Raw genomic sequence first — 15,619 nt, 5'->3', positions numbered from 1 at the left:
GGCTTGGGAACGAGGATGACGCAGACACCGATCCGCCTCACCGTGAACGGCGGGATCCACGAGGTCACAGCGGCGCAACAGACGCCGCTGCTCTACGTGCTGCGCAACGATCTCGCGCTCAACGGTCCGAAATACGGCTGCGGCCTCGGCGAATGCGGCACCTGCACTGTCCTGATTGACGGCGCCGCCGCGCGCTCCTGCGTGATTCCGGTCGGCGGTTGCGCCGGGCGCGACATCGTGACGCTCGAAGGCCTAGGCACACGCGACAAGCCCGACGTGGTGCAGCAGGCCTTCATCGACGAGCAGGCCGCGCAATGCGGCTATTGCCTCAACGGCATGATCATGACGACCAAGGCGTTACTTGCGATCAACCCGCAGCCGACCGAGCAGGAAGCGCTGGCGGCGCTGCGCTACAATCTCTGCCGCTGCGGCACGCATGTCGAGATCCTGCGCGCGGTGATGCGCGCATCCGGCCAGCTCACCGAGGCCGCGGATTGATGGCCTCCCCTGCCTCGAACGGAGCTGAGCGGCCATCCGGTTCGCTTGTCGTCGTCCGCACCGTGGACGAGATCACATCCGAGACCTTTGTCCGCATCACCGCGGACGGCTCGGTCAGCGCCTATAACGGTCACGTCGATCTCGGCACCGGCATCCGCACGGCGCTCGGCCAGATCGTCGCCGAAGAGCTCGACGTGTCCTTTGCGCGGGTCGTTGTCGTGCTCGGCGACACCGCCTTGGTGCCGAACCAGGGCGCGACCATCGCCAGCGAAACCATCCAGATCACCGCCGTTCCCTTGCGCAAGGCCGCAGCGCAAGCGCGGCATTTTCTGATCGCGCGCGCGGCGGAGCGGTTGGAACTGCCCCCCTCGGAGCTGAAGATCGAGGACGGCCTCGTCCGCGGGCATAATCGCAGCGTCAGCTATGGCGAGCTGATCGGCGGCGAGATCATTCGCCTCGAGCTTGCCGACGATGTCGCGGTCAAGCCCGTCGGCGATTACGCCATCGTCGGCCAGTCGATGCCGCGCGTCGACCTCCCCGCCAAAGCCACGGGCGAGCTGACCTTCGTGCACGACGTCCGCGTCCCCGGCATGCTGCACGGCCGCGTGGTGCGCCCGCCCTATGCCGGCCTCGATGCCGGCCCGTTCGTCGGCACCAGCCTGATCGCGGTCGACGAGTCCTCGATACGTGACATTCCCGGCATCATGGCCGTCGTGCGGATCGGCGATTTCGTCGGCGTCGTTGCCGAACGCGAGGAGAACGCGATCCGCGCGGCCGAGCAGCTCACGGTGAGCTGGAAGCCGACGCCTGATCTGACCGATCTCGCCGACGTGGAGACCGCACTCCGCGCCAACCCGTCGACACCGCGCACGCTGATCGACAAGGGCGACGTCACCGCGGCGATATCAGGCGCCGCCAAGCCGATGCCGCGCACTTACGTCTGGCCGTATCAGTTGCACGCCTCGATCGGCCCGTCCTGCGCGGTCGCCGATGTCCAGGACGGCAACATCCGCGTCTGGTCCGGCACGCAGAATCCGCACATTCTGCGCAGCGACCTCGCGCTGCTGATCGAGCGGCCCGAGAGCGAGATCGAGGTGATCCGCCTCGAGGCCGCCGGCTGCTACGGCCGCAACTGCGCCGATGACGTGACCGCGGATGCGCTGCTGCTGTCGCGCGCGGTCGGCCGGCCCGTGCGCGTGCAGCTGACGCGCGAGCAGGAACACGCCTGGGAGCCCAAGGGCACCGCGCAGCTCATTGACGTCAATGGCGGTCTCGATGCCGACGGCGGCATCGCTGGTTACGATCTCGCCACGCGCTATCCGTCGAACGCCGCACCGACCCTGGCGCTGCTGCTGACGGGACGCATCTCGCCCGAGCCCGCCGTGCTCCAGATGGGCGACCGCACCGCGATCCCGCCTTACGACTATGACCACATGCGCGTCGTCGCCCACGACATGGCGCCGATCGTGCGCGCCTCCTGGTTCCGCGGCGTCTCGGCGCTGCCGAACACGTTTGCGCATGAATCCTATATCGACGAGGCCGCGACCGAGGCCGGTGTCGATCCCATCGAGTACCGCCTGCGCTATCTGAAGGACCAGCGCGCCGTCGATCTCGTCAACGCGGTGGCCGAGCGCGCGGGCTGGACGCCGCGGCCGGTGCGCGAGGAGAAGGACGGCGAGGTCGTGCACGGGCGCGGCTTTGCCTATGCGCTCTATGTCCACAGCAAATTTCCCGGCTATGGCGCCGCCTGGTCGGCCTGGGTCACCGACGTCGCCGTGAACAAGGCGACCGGTGATGTCAGCGTCACGCGCGTCGTTGCCGGGCAGGACTCCGGCCTGATGATCAATCCGGACGGCGTGCGCCACCAGATCCACGGCAACGTCATCCAGTCCACCAGCCGCGCGTTGATGGAAGAAGTGTCATTCGAACGCGGCGCGGTCGCAGCGCGCGAATGGGGCGCCTATCCGATCATCCCCTTCCCCGACGTGCCCAAAATCGACGTGCTGCTGTTGCCGCGACAGGACCAGCCGCCGCTCGGCGTGGGAGAGTCCGCCTCGGTGCCGAGCGCGGCGGCGATCGCGAACGCGATCTTCGATGCCACCGGCGTGCGCTTCCGCGAGCCGCCGTTCACGCCCGAGCGCATTCTGAAGGGGCTGCACGGCGAAACATCGCCTGTGCCGCAGGCCCTCCCCGCTCCTGCGACACCGCAGCCGTCGCGCATCTGGGAGAATCCCTTCGCCAAGCGCGTCGGCATCTTCGCAACGATCGCAGCGGTCTGCACCGCGGCGATCGGCATCGGCGCCGCGCTGCTGCCAGGACGCCCCATCGCGCCGATCGCGCGGCCCGATGCATCGGTCTATTCCGCCGCGACGATCGCGCGCGGCCAGCAACTCGCGGCACTCGGCAATTGCGCGGAGTGCCACACCACGATCGGGGGCGTGCCCAACGCCGGCGGCCGCGCGCTGGAAACGCCGTTCGGCACGATCTACAGCACCAACATCACACCCGACGTCGAGACCGGTATCGGCGCCTGGTCCTATCCGGCGTTCGAACGCGCGATGCGCGACGGGCTGCATCGCGATGGCCGGCAGCTCTATCCCGCCTTCCCCTATCCGCACTTTGCGAAGACTGGCGATGCCGACCTTCAGGCGCTCTATGCTTACCTGATGGCGCAGCCGGCAGTACATGCGAAGGCACCTGCGAACGCACTCGCCTTCCCCTTCAATTTTCGCCCGTTGCTTGCGGGATGGAACGCGCTGTTCCATCAGAGCAAAGAGTTCAAGCCCGATCCCGCCAAATCCGAGCAGTGGAATCGCGGCGCTTATCTCGTCGAGAGCCTCGGCCATTGCAGCGGCTGCCATTCGCCGCGCAACGCGCTCGGCGCGGAGCAACGCGAGGCCTATCTCGCGGGCGGATTTGCCGAAGGTTGGGAAGCGCCGGCGCTGACATCACTCTCACGCGCACCGATCCCATGGAGCGAGGACGAGCTGTTCGCCTATTTACGCACCGGCCATTCGCGCTATCACGGCGTGGCCGCCGGCCCGATGGCGCCTGTCGTCAGGGACCTGAAGGCCCTGCCCGACCCGGACATCCGCGCGATGGCGGTCTATCTCAACTCATTCAACGACACGGCCGCACCGACGCCGGATTCACTCGCCGCGAAGCTCGAAGCCGCGACCCAAGTCACCGTGGCCTCGTCCCCTGGCGCGCGGCTCTATCAGGGCGCCTGCGCCGTCTGCCACGAAGTCGGCGGCCTGCCGTTGTTCGGCAGCCGGCCCTCGCTCGCGCTCAACAGCAATCTGCACAGCGCGACCTCGGACAATCTCGTGCAGGTCGTCCTGCACGGCATCGCCGAGCCCGTCTCCAGCGACCTCGGCTACATGCCGGCGTTCAGGAACAGCATGAGCGATGCGCAGGTCGAAGAACTCGTCACCTTCCTGCGCAGTCAGTTCGCGCCGGACAAGCCGGCATGGACCGGCGTACGCGAGACGATCGCGCGGGTACGCACTTCAGCGCATTAGCCGTGCTTCTTCGCCTCCACCGGCGGCGTACCGTGGGTGTGGAAGGACTCGATCGTCTTCAGGCCCCACGCCTGGCCCTTCTTGCGCTCCTCCTCGGTCCACACGATCGGCTTCCAGTCGGGCGCGAGGATGAGGCGCGCGCCGGCATTGGCGACCTCGACGCGGTTGCCGCCAGGCTCGTAGACGTAGAGGAAGAAGGTCTGCTGGATCGCGTGCTTGTGCGGCCCGGTCTCGATGTGCACGCCGTTCTCCAGGAAGATGTCCGCGGCGCGAAGAATCTCCTCGCGGCTGTCGAGCGCGTAGGTGACGTGGTGGAAGCGGCCGGGCGTGCCGGAATGATCCAGCGAATAGGCGAAATCGTAGCTCTTGTTCGACATGGTCAGCCACATCGCGGCTTCCCGCCCGTCGTTGAGAACGATCTGCTCGGTGAGGCGGCAGCCAAGATAGTTCTCGAAGAACTCGCGGTTGGCCTTGATGTCGACGGCGAGGCAGTTGAGATGGTCGAGCCGGCGGACATTGACGCCGCGCGCGGGAAAGCGCTGCGCCTGGTTCTTCAGCGCGGGCTTCAGCTCCGGCGGCGCCTGATACCATTCGGTCTCGTAATAGAGCTCGACGATGTGCCCGTCAGGGTCGCGGCAGCGGAAGGTCGGCCCCTGCCCCATGTCGCCGTCGATCCAGCCGATGTCGAAGCCCGAGCCCTTCAGCGCGGCGACGCGGCGCTCCAGTGCCTGCTGGCTGCGCGCGCGCAGCGCCATGTGCTCCATGCCTGATGTCTTCGAGGCTGTAAGCTTGAGCGAATAGCGCTCGTAATCGTCCCAGCCGCGCAAATACACGGACTCGCCCTTCTGACCGCTCACGGTCATGCCCATGACGTCGACGAAGAATTTCAGGCTCTCGTCGGGCTTGGGCGTCAGCAGCTCCATGTGGCCGAGATGAGCAAGATCGAGGATCGGTTCGGGCTGCATGCTTTCCTCCAGGCGTGGCTGCGATTCGCCGGACCGGATCGCGCAATCGGACGCAAGGCTGCAAACGCGCTCAGGCGTCCGGGGGCGGCATCCAGGCCGCCGGTTCATTTGTACTAATGTACAAATGATTAGGTCCCGTCAACAAATCAAACACCCCCGCCCGATCGAACGCCGCACCATCCAAAATGACGACCTTCCACCCGAACGATGGAACCGACTGGTCGAATGGTAAAATCTTCCTTAAGTGCTTTCGGGCCCGCCAGCCCAGAAAAGCAGCATTTTCGGGCCGCCTTCGGCCAGAAGTATGCATTGGGGACAAACCTAGCATCCGAATTGTCGCGGATTTAACGAAGCGCCGGCGCCCGCCGTTTAACCGTTTGTGCAGCGACGGCCGCGCATAGTCCGGTGCAAACCCCTTGCTCTTGTCAGGTTCATTCATCGTGACATCCTTTGGACGCGTGATTTCGGTACGCGGGTCGCTCGCCCGGGTCGGCCTGCTGGCGGAAAGCCGGATGCCGGTCTCGGAAGTTCGGGCCACCGTCGGCCGTTTCGTCAGCATCCGCTGCGCCAGCTCGGTCATCGTCGCCATGATCACCGAGGTGTCCTGCGAGAACCTCTCGAGCCCCGACTACATCGCCATCGCGTCGGTCGACCTGCTCGGCGAAATTCTCAATGCCGCGGACAAGGCCAAGTTTCAGCGCGGCGTCACCAACTATCCGACCATCGGCGATGCGGTCGACCTGATCACCAGCCAGGAGCTGCGCACGATCTACGCGCCGACCGGCTCGGACCAGATCAATGTCGGCTTCCTCCAGCAGGACCGCTCGGTCGTCGCCTATGTCGACATCGAGGAAATGCTGTCCAAGCACTTCGCGGTGCTGGGATCGACCGGCGTCGGCAAATCGACCGGCGTGTCGCTGCTGCTCAACGAGATCCTGAAGGCGCGGCCGAACCTGCGCATCTTCCTGCTCGACGTCCACAACGAATATGGCCGCTGCTTCGGCGATCGCGCGCTGGTGCTCAACCCGCGGAACCTGAAGCTGCCGTTCTGGCTGTTCAACTTCGAAGAGATCGTCGACGTGCTGTTCGGCGGCCGCGCCGGCGTGCCCGAGGAGCTCGACATCCTCGCCGAGGTCATCCCGCTCGCCAAGGGCGTCTACACCCAGTACCAGAACGCCGATCGCATCGGTCTGAAGCGCATCGATCCCAAGCAGGTCGGCTACACCGTCGACACGCCGGTGCCGTACCGCCTCGTCGACCTGATGTCGCTGATCGACGAGCGCATGGGCAAGCTCGAGAACCGCTCCTCGCGCATCATCTATCACAAGCTGATCTCGCGCATCGAGGCCGTGCGCAACGACCCGCGCTACGCCTTCATGTTCGACAACGCCAATGTCGGCGGCGACACCATGGCCGAGGTGATCAGCCATCTGTTCCGCCTGCCGGCCAACGGCAAACCGATGACGGTGATGCAGCTCGCCGGCTTCCCGGCCGAAGTCATCGACTCCGTCGTGTCCGTTCTCTGCCGCATGGCCTTCGACTTCGGCCTGTGGAGCGACGGCGTCTCGCCGCTGCTGTTCGTCTGCGAAGAGGCGCATCGTTATGCCTCCGCCGACCGCAACATCGGCTTCGGGCCGACCCGCAAGGCGGTGTCGCGCATCGCCAAGGAAGGCCGCAAATACGGCGTCTATCTCGGCCTCATCACCCAGCGTCCCGCCGAGCTCGACGCCACCATCATTTCCCAGTGCAACACGCTGTTCACGATGCGTCTGGCCAACGAGCGCGACCAGGCATTGTTGCGCGCCGCGGTGTCGGACGCCGCCGCGAACCTCCTGTCCTTCGTGCCCTCGCTCGGCACCCGCGAGGTGCTGGCGTTCGGCGAAGGCGTCGCGCTGCCGACCCGTCTGCGTTTCAAGGAGGTGCCGCCGCACCAATTGCCGCGCGGTGAAGCCACCATCAGCAGCGTGCCGTCCGTCACCTCCGGCCACGACATGCATTTCGTCGGCGCCGTGCTCGAGCGCTGGCGCGGCGCCACCTCGCAGCGCGACGTGCCGAACGACCCCGTGTTCTCGCAGCCGCCTGCGAAGACGCTCACAACCGCCGAAGCCCCGATGCTGCAACCATCGATGGGTCTCGACCCAGACCGCTTCTCGCTGCTGAAGAAGCCGCTGCGGTAAAGACGGCGCGGCTGGGCGCACACACTGCTCCCATGCCCCCGGGGGGCTTATCCGGTAGGCCGCCGCTTGTCCGTCAACATCGCCGCCTCTGGAATTTCCCGAACAGCGGGCAGCCGCGAAAGACGGGCAATGCCCCGGATATCGCGGCTCAAGGCTGCGTCTAGCGGATAGCCCAAGGCCGCGTCTCGCGGATAGCCCAAGCCTTGTCCTTCGTGCTACCGTTGCCTTTGGAGCCGGTTTGAGGACGCGGGGCGCGAGATGTCCGTGGGCGGTGCCAATATTGCGGATCGTAACATCATAACGGTGCTCGCCGTCGACATGGTGGGTTCAACTCGCCACATCGCGGCTTGCGACCCCGATGAAGCTCAAGCGTTTTTGGACCAGTGGCTGGATCACATCCGCAATTCCGTGGAGCGTCTCGGGGGACAGATCGTCCACTATGCGGGAGACGGTGGCATTGCCATATTCGGCTGGCCAACCGCGTATGAGGATCATGCGGATCGCGCGTGCATCGCAGCCTGGGACATTCAGAGTCATAGCCGGTCGACCGGCCCCAAGGGAGATCCGGTCAATTTTCGCGTCGGACTTCACTCCGGCCTGGTCGGCTTACGCATAGGCGGCAAACATGCCATCGCCCGCTTCGACGTTGCCGGAGCGACCGTGCACGTTGCTGCCAAGCTCCAGCAGGAAGCGGCCGCAGGCGAGATCAGGGTTAGTGCCGAAACCGCAGAGCTGTGCCGATCGCCACTCGACCTTACGGCACACAAGACGACTTCGGGAATTGCCGATCGGGTCATCGAGGCCTACACGCTGAATGCCCGGCCGGACGACGTCGATCACAACGAAATCGCCAGCCGCTATCAAACGCCGATCGTGAATCGGGTCGACGAACTTGCAGCGCTTCGAGAACTGCTCCCGCGCCCGGGCGGCAAAAGCTGCTCCGTCGCCCTGCTAGGCGAACCAGGTATCGGCAAGAGCCGCCTTGCGACAGCCGTAATGACCGAGGCACTGACATCCGACGTGAGATGCTGCGTCTTTTATGGCGGCGTACAAAGACGTGCCACCGCATTCGCCGCCGCCCGCAGCTTGGTGGGCGACATGCTCGCTGCAAACAGCTCATCTTCGGATGAACATATTCGCGAGGCTCTCGCGGCACTGCACGTCGAGGCAGCCGATCGCAGAAAGCTCGAAGCTCTATTCATCGTTGGAAAAACGTCCGCTCGCCAACGATTGACCGACAATACGCAAACGCAAATTGCACACGCACTCGTCAATGCCTTCCTCGCATTGGCGCTCAATAGACCAACTCTCTTGCTGATCGAAGACCTCCAGTGGATCGATCCGGAAAGCCGCCATTTCCTGAAATTACTCGCGCGCGCAAGTACCCCGCAGCCGCTTTGCATATTGCTGACCGGACGTCCGGAATCATCAAACCAGTCCATGGAAATTGCGGACGAGCTCATTCATCTGCAACCGCTGTCGCGGGCCAACATGGAGGCTATGGGACGTCAATTGTGGCCGAAGTCTCGATCCCCGACCGTGTTTGCGAGAGCAATCGATCGCGCTGACGGCGTCCCCTTCGTATTGGAAGAGTTCTTGCGTTCGGCGGAGGCGACGAACGCAACGAGCGAACAATCGCTACCTCAGAGCGTCGAGTCCGTGATTCATGCGCGGCTGCAACGGCTGTCTCCGAAACTGAAGACATTCGCGCAGACGCTCAGCCTGCTGGGAGAGGAGGTAGAAATCCCATTGGCTACGACGGTGCTGGGCGTGGACGCAGGCGAGCTGCTGACTGCATTGTTCGAGCTCGCCCGATTTGCCTTTGTCCATCCGCTTGCGGGTAACTCCGTGCGTTTCCGGCATCAGATCATCGCCGAGGCCTGTGCAAACACGATACCGCGTGGCCGTCGTCTGGAGATCCACCAGGCCGCTGTCCAGGCGATCGTTCGGCGTTACCCGAATCTTGATGGACGTTACGAACAGCTGGCCTTTCATGCAGAGGAAGCCGGAGATGCTGATGCTGCACTTGGCTATCTCTGGGAGGCGGCCGTGGAAGCGCGCCGGAACGCCGCGGCCTCATCGCTCAGTTTGATATATGACCGGGCGCTCAAGCTCATCGAGCGTCTTGGGGAAGCCGCCGAAGAAAAATATGTCGACTTCGGTCGAATGAGCTTCGCTTCGATGCTGCAACTTGGCGAATTCAAAAAAGTAAATATGCATTTGCCGCGAACGTTGGAGCTGGCGCGGCGCCAAGGCAGGACTGCTCACGTGTGCAGCGTCCAGTCGCAACTCGGGATGGTCTACTGGTTTGAGGGCCGGTATGAAGAAGGACTGCAAATAACGAGCGATGGATTGAAAACGGCTCGAGCGCTGAAATCGACAGCACTGGTATTTTCAAATCAGACCATCATGGCAAATGTGCTGTACAGCATGGGCCACGTCGATCGCGCGATTGCGGCGATGGACGAACTGAATGAAATGCTCACGGGAGAACTCGAGACTGCCCGTCTCGGGACACCGGCCGGTCCGAAATGCACGGTTTTGGCATTCAGGAGCTGGTTCATGAATGCAACGGGTGAATATGCCGAGGCGCTCGGATTCGCATCGCGTGCATTGGAGATCGCAGTTCGTGAGCAGGATTCATATGGGCAAGTGCTCGCCCGCATTACGATGGGGCGAAATCTCCTCATGCTCCATCGAAATGACCAGGCTGTGGAATGCTTGTCGATTGCAAGGGAGATCGTCGAACGTAACGGCTACGATGCCAGCAAGGCCAACCTGACCGGAGCAATGGCGACAGCTCTGGCACGAACAGGCCAGGCACATCAGGCCGTCGACCTGATAGACGCCTGCATGGAGAGCGGCATGCATCTGCGGACAGGCCAGATCGAGCTCAGCCTTCTCTACGCGGGTTACGCCGAGGCTCTCGTTCGGGACGGGAAATCCGAACGCGGCCTGAGCGCCCTGGATGCTGCTCTTTCCATCGCCAGGACCGTCAGGAATCCGTGGCTGATTGTCGAATGTCTTGGCTTGAGGGCGCGACTGATCGCCGAGGCGAAGCCTGGTACCGCCCGCGTCGTCGAGGATCTCGCCGAGATGCACGCGATTTGCGATCAGTTTGGCATTGTTGCCTGGGACGGATCCCGGCTCGCGGTTTAGCAAGGCCGCTCGTGTCGCAACACACCAGCTCACGGGGGCCCGTGTCGCGGGCTCGCCGCGCTCAACGGACGTAGCATGCAATCCGGACCTCCGACTCAACGCAACGACCTTGACGGGACTTTGTCAAGAAGTACAATCTCGAACATCAGGCGGCTATTTCTGACAGCTCTCGTCGCTACCGGGCGAGCTGCATCGCCCGGCTGCGCGTATTTCACAGATTCTGGTTTCGAGAAAACAGGTGATTCAATTGTAGTTCATGGAGGGTCATGCGATGCGTCGTGTCGCTTTCCTCATTCGCGTTGCGCTGGTCGTCGCCGCAAGTTCGGGAATTGAGACCGCTCTCGCCGATCCAATATATGTCGACCAGGGCCAGAATTGGAAACCGGAAGACAGGGCTGACTACTACACGCGCGACCAAGGCTCCCGCTTAATCAACCTCACCTGGTTACGGGCATTGAAAACGAAGGACGGACAACCGTTCCTCTCGGATGGTCTGACCCGATACGGTTTTCTCCCAAATCCGGACAATAAGGCCAACCTCCCCGTCGGCCTCCACACCACGGGTCCCGCAGAGTCCCAGATGGTCGGGATAACATGCTCCGCATGTCACACGCGGCAGGTTGAAGTGGGAGGCAAGACGTACCGCATCGATGGCGGTCCGGCCTTTGTGGATTTCCAGGAGTTCCTGAGCGACCTGGACAAGGCGGTAGGAGATGTGACCGCCAGCGAACCGGCATTCGCTGAATTTGCTGCGGCCGTCTCCGAACCTGCTGCCGATGTTGCCAAACTGCGTCAGAGGGTCGATGCATGGCACCGGCGCTTTCATGCATTCGTGGCCGGTACATTGCCACCAGTTGGCTGGGGGCCTGGGCGGCTGGACGCCGTCGGGATCATCTTCAACCGTATATCCGGCACCGACATTGGGCCGCCGCCTGATTTGTTGATCAAGGAAAACATGAGGATTGCCGACGCTCCGGTGCGGTATCCTTTCCTGTGGAACTCACCGATGCAGAACCAAACCGATTGGGCCGGTTTTGTGTTGAATGGAAACCGCGTTTTCGCACTTGCCCGGAACACCGGGCAGGCTCTGGCGTTCGCCAACTTCGAACCAAAGCCTTCTTCCGGCTTATTCTTAGACTACTCCAACTCCATCAATTTCGATGGGCTGGAAAGACTCGAGAAATTGGTCTTGAAGATGGGGCCGCCAAAATGGCCACAGGAATGGGATCTCGACCAGAAACTGGCTGACGAAGGTCAAAAACTCTACCAAAGACACTGCAGTGACGGGTGTCATGAGAAGCAGGAGATACGCGTCCTGCGTGACTTGTTTGCTACAACGTGGGAGACGCCGCTCCAGAACGTCGGCACCGACACTCGTCAATTCGATGAGCTCGGTTGGAGAGTGAAGACTGGCGCGCTGAAGGGAGCAGGCACCCCGGGAGTCGCCAGGGATCTGGAGGAGGAGGATTACGCCGTCCACATGATGTTCAGCGCAGTCGCCGGTACGATTCTGAACTATAAGCTGTCTCGGGGGAGCGAGCTCGGTGCCGGTGACGGCTTTGGCTCCTTGCCACGCAACGGGCAAGTGGCGCCCGCCGCGCCCAAGTCTCCGCTAGCGTCGCCGGCTCCGGCACGGGCCTCCATCGCACCGGCCAGCGCGCAACCATCGAGACCGCCGGACAGCCTGACGATCGAGCCGTGGACGTTCTTCAAGCGCACCCTCAAGAGAGGTGAATATGAAGCTCGCGTGCTGGAGGGAATTTGGGCCGCGGCGCCTTACTTGCACAACGGCTCGGTGCCGACATTGGCGGAATTGCTCGTCCCGCCCGCGAAGCGCATGTCACAATTCAAAGTTGGCGCGAGATACGACACCAAAAATGTTGGTCTTGACGTCACACAAGAGGGGCCAACCCGTCCAGCCACCGATTGCGATCACCTCAATTCAGGCAACAGCCGATGCGGGCATGACTATGGCACGCGCTTGAGCGACGACGAAAAGAAGGCACTCCTCGAATATTTGAAGACTCTTTGAGAGCCTCGCCTCTGTCTGCGCCGGCCAAGATGTAGCCGCGCATGCGCTTTGCGCGAACGACTGCGATCGACTATGTTCCGCGTTTCCCCGAGAGCCCGATCCGGAACATCGTCATGACCCCTCCTCCCTCACAACGCTTCCCCGCTCCCGCCATCGACACGCTTCCCGACGACATCCGCACACGCCTCCTCGGCGTTCAGGAAAAGAGCGGTTTCGTGCCGAACGTGTTTCTGACGCTGGCCTACCGCCCCGACGAGTTCCGCGCATTCTTCGCCTATCACGACGCGCTGATGGAGAAGGACAGCGGCCTCACCAAGGCCGAACGCGAGATGATCGTGGTCGCGACCTCGGCGGCCAACCAGTGCCAGTATTGCGTGATTGCGCACGGCGCGATCCTGCGCATCCGCGCCAAGAACCCCGTGATCGCCGACCAGGTCGCGGTGAACTACCGCAAGGCCGACATCACGCCGCGGCAGAAGGCCATGCTCGATTTCGCGATGAAGGTCTCGGCGGATGCGCAACGCATCTCCGAGGAGGATTTTGCGGCGCTCGCGCCGCACGGCTTCAGCGACGACGACATCTGGGACATCGCCGCGATCTCCGCCTTCTTCGCACTGTCGAACCGGCTGGCGAATTTCACCGGCATGCGGCCGAACGAGGAGTTCTACCTCATGGGACGCCTGCCGAAGACATAACTGAAGCGGCGACGCGACCGCCGCGATCTTTTTGAAATGGGCGAGTTCCATTTTATGACCAGCGCCTGAACCAGATGATGTCAGGCGCCGTCAACGTCGCGCATTAGGTCCTTGTCGGAGCGTGAACTTTTCGAACAGCGATGGCATCGCTCGTTCGGATAAGATGTCAACGATCACGCACCGGCATCCTCGCGGTGTAATCTCTGCGACGTACACGCGTCACATCCGCGTCGTCGGCTTCGCTCGATAATCGCTCCCCGTTCCGGACTACATCAGCGCGAAAAACTGCGCAGCGAGCTTGGGGGCATCGACATGAACAAGAAGATTCTTCTCTCCCTGATATCGGCAATGTCGCTCGCCACGTCGCTGGCCGGCGTGGCGCTTCTAGCCCGCGCCGACAACGACGATCGCGACCGCGGTTTCGGCAACTCCGGGGATCACGACCGCAATGGCGGCCATCATGGCCGCAAGTCGAAGGTCGTGCTGATCTCGCTCGACGGCGCCAAGCCCAATTTCATTCAGCAATTCATCGAGGAAGGCGTGTTGCCGCGTGACGGCGGCCTCGCGCGGCTGAGCCGCCGCGGCGCAGTGGCGCTGCAAAACGTGACCGCGTCGCCGTCGCTCACGGCCGTGTCGCACATCGAGATCGCCACCGGCTCGAACGCCGTCCACAACGACATCCCGTCGAACACCTTCGAGGCGATCGTCGCGCCGATCACATCGAGCATCAGCGGCTTCGCAGCCCCGATCGGCGGCTATCAGGAGAGCCCGCTCGGACCCTCGCCGCACCCGACTGCCGTGCCGTTGTGGGTGCAGCTTCGCCAGCAAGGCAAGAAGGTGGCCACAGCGACGTGGCCGGGCGGCGACGGCGCCGACATCTCCATCAACGGCACCGTGGTGCAGCCGGCTCAGCCGACCCGCATGACCAACTACACGGTGCCGTTTGGCGCGTTCGGCGGCCTTTCCGCCCAGGGCTTCGCGCTGACCCGGTCCGACTTCGCGTCCGATCCGGCCATCATCGCAGCGCTCCAGGCAAGCGGCCATTTCTCGTTCAGCCCGGTGCTGGTGACGACAACCCCAATCGAGACGTTCTCGTGCTCCTCGGCGCAGACCTCGACCTGCTCCAGCAATGCCGCAGCGTTCGACGTCAAATACGCGATCCGCGCAGCGGCGATCGACACCACCAACGACAACAAGGTGAACTATGACACCCTGGTGTTCTTCGACGCGTCGCAAGGCATCAAGCCGGGACCGTTCCACGCGCCGTCGACGGGACCCGCCTATGCCAGGTTCGGCGGCGAGAACGCACCGTTCTTCTTCGAAGGCAGCGGCGCCAAGGTCGGCGCCGCCTATTTCGTCTCGCAGCTTTCGCCCGACCTCTCGGTCGTGCGCTTCGCCCGCTATGGCGGCAACTTCATCCCGCGCAACACACCGGTGCTGGCCGACGTCGACGACATCAACAACAACATCGGCTTCTGGCGTCCACAGGCGGATTTCCGCATTCCGGAGCGCCTGAGCCCCGGCTTCACTGGTTTCCCCGACGTCGAGATCGAGGCGATGTTCGAGGACATGGTCAAGACCTTCGTGCGCTACCAGGCCGACATCGCCGAGCGCGCGATCCAGAACCATCCCGACGCCGATCTCGTCATGGTCTATATCGAGCAGCCCGACGGCTCCGAGCACCAATTCCTGCTCACCGATCGCCGCCAGGGCACCAGCCCGAAGGACCCGAACTCGATCGGCGCCAATCAGGATCCGGACAAGGTCGCGCGCTACGCATCGTATATCCGCTTCGCCTATCAGACCGCCGACAAGGCGGTGAAGCAGATCGCCGATGCGGCAGGCTCCGACAGCAACGTCATCGTGGTGTCCGATCACGGCTTCGCGCCGTTCCACACCTCGGTCAGCATGACCAATGTCCTGAAGAACGCCGGCATCGACACCGGCAAGCTGGCGATCCGCACCTCGGGTCCGGCGGTCAACATCTACGTCAACCTCCAGAACCGCGAATCCGGCGGCACCGTCGATCCCGCCACCTACAAGGCGCTGGTCGCGCAGATCACCGACGTGGTGAAAAACGCGGTCGATCCGAACCCGAAGTTCAACTTCTCGCTCGATAGCGGGCGTCTCTTCACCGTGGTCGAGACCCGGCCCGTGCAATGCAACGCCGGGACAGGATTGTGCACCAGCAAGACCATCGGCCAGGATTTCGGCGACGTGTTCGCGCTGATGGCGCCGGGCTACAATTTCGACGGCATCCAGAGCCCCGGCGTCGCCCGCCTCGGCGATGCTCCGTTCAACGCGACGACGACCACGCTATCGATGCCGAACTTCTACGGAGCCCATGGCCACGATCCCGAACTGCCGGTGATGAGCGCGACCTTCATCGCCGCCGGACCCGACATCCGGAAGACGACGATCCGGCGCATGCGCAATCTCGACGTGGCGCCGACCATCATGCAGATCCTCGGCGTCAGGCCGCACCAAGTCGACGGCGAGGTGCTGCGCGAGATCCTGCGCTGAAGCAGGCCGCATCGCCTGCGAACCGAGCCGATGGGCGCCGCGCGGCACT

General features: G+C 63.4%; 9 protein-coding genes. 7 read left to right on the top strand and 2 right to left on the bottom strand.

Features of this window, described 5'->3' with window-relative positions:
* Positions 1-15: 15 nt before the first annotated feature.
* A complete protein-coding gene (locus NLM25_RS19570; RefSeq protein ID WP_254138025.1) occupies positions 16-498 on the top strand; it encodes a (2Fe-2S)-binding protein in 483 nt (160 codons plus the stop codon).
* Positions 498-4,019: a molybdopterin cofactor-binding domain-containing protein gene (locus NLM25_RS19565; RefSeq protein ID WP_254138024.1), complete on the top strand. Its 3,522-nt coding sequence runs from the start codon at positions 498-500 to the stop codon at positions 4,017-4,019. The genes NLM25_RS19570 and NLM25_RS19565 overlap by 1 nt, the downstream gene beginning before the upstream one ends.
* On the opposite strand, the gene NLM25_RS19560 is transcribed toward NLM25_RS19565, so the two are convergent.
* Complete coding sequence (locus NLM25_RS19560) at positions 4,016-4,984, bottom strand: catechol 2,3-dioxygenase (protein WP_063684575.1); 969 nt, start codon at positions 4,982-4,984, stop codon at positions 4,016-4,018. The genes NLM25_RS19565 and NLM25_RS19560 overlap by 4 nt on opposite strands.
* Before the next feature lie 70 nt (positions 4,985-5,054).
* Positions 5,055-5,423, bottom strand: coding sequence for a hypothetical protein (locus tag NLM25_RS19555; protein ID WP_254138023.1), 369 nt, complete (start codon positions 5,421-5,423; stop codon positions 5,055-5,057).
* 1 nt (position 5,424) lies between these two features.
* On the opposite strand from NLM25_RS19555, the gene NLM25_RS19550 reads away from it, so the two are divergent.
* The 5 genes from NLM25_RS19550 (at position 5,425) to NLM25_RS19530 (ending at position 15,570) form a co-directional block, all read left to right on the top strand.
* Entirely contained in the window at positions 5,425-7,161 is a 1,737-nt protein-coding gene (locus tag NLM25_RS19550) for an ATP-binding protein (RefSeq protein ID WP_254118471.1), read from the top strand.
* Positions 7,162-7,425: 264 nt separating this feature from the next.
* The gene (locus NLM25_RS19545) at positions 7,426-10,320 is read left to right on the top strand and encodes an AAA family ATPase (RefSeq protein WP_254138022.1); all 2,895 of its coding nucleotides are present in this window, start codon (positions 7,426-7,428) and stop codon (positions 10,318-10,320) included.
* Between the two features lie 271 nt (positions 10,321-10,591).
* A complete protein-coding gene (locus tag NLM25_RS19540; protein ID WP_254118469.1) occupies positions 10,592-12,352 on the top strand; it encodes a di-heme-cytochrome C peroxidase in 1,761 nt (586 codons plus the stop codon).
* Between the two features lie 113 nt (positions 12,353-12,465).
* A complete protein-coding gene (locus NLM25_RS19535; RefSeq protein ID WP_254118468.1) occupies positions 12,466-13,047 on the top strand; it encodes a peroxidase-related enzyme in 582 nt (193 codons plus the stop codon).
* A gap of 312 nt (positions 13,048-13,359) precedes the next feature.
* Complete coding sequence (locus NLM25_RS19530) at positions 13,360-15,570, top strand: alkaline phosphatase family protein (RefSeq protein ID WP_254138021.1); 2,211 nt, start codon at positions 13,360-13,362, stop codon at positions 15,568-15,570.
* The last annotated feature ends 49 nt before the right edge of the window (positions 15,571-15,619 follow it).

The sequence above is a fragment of the Bradyrhizobium sp. CCGB01 genome (assembly GCF_024199795.1).
Taxonomy (GTDB): Bacteria; Pseudomonadota; Alphaproteobacteria; order Rhizobiales; family Xanthobacteraceae; genus Bradyrhizobium.
The sequence above is the reverse complement of the archived record's forward strand: the minus strand, read 5'-3'. Positions and strand labels throughout refer to the sequence as shown.

Coding starts and splice junctions, on each gene's coding strand:
- NLM25_RS19535 (WP_254118468.1), top strand. CDS start 12,466: ATGACCCCTCCTCCCTCACAACGCTTCCCCGCTCCCGCCATCGACACG.
- NLM25_RS19570 (WP_254138025.1), top strand. CDS start 16: ATGACGCAGACACCGATCCGCCTCACCGTGAACGGCGGGATCCACGAG.
- NLM25_RS19555 (WP_254138023.1), bottom strand. CDS start 5,423: ATGAATGAACCTGACAAGAGCAAGGGGTTTGCACCGGACTATGCGCGG.
- NLM25_RS19530 (WP_254138021.1), top strand. CDS start 13,360: ATGAACAAGAAGATTCTTCTCTCCCTGATATCGGCAATGTCGCTCGCC.
- NLM25_RS19565 (WP_254138024.1), top strand. CDS start 498: ATGGCCTCCCCTGCCTCGAACGGAGCTGAGCGGCCATCCGGTTCGCTT.
- NLM25_RS19560 (WP_063684575.1), bottom strand. CDS start 4,984: ATGCAGCCCGAACCGATCCTCGATCTTGCTCATCTCGGCCACATGGAG.
- NLM25_RS19540 (WP_254118469.1), top strand. CDS start 10,592: ATGCGTCGTGTCGCTTTCCTCATTCGCGTTGCGCTGGTCGTCGCCGCA.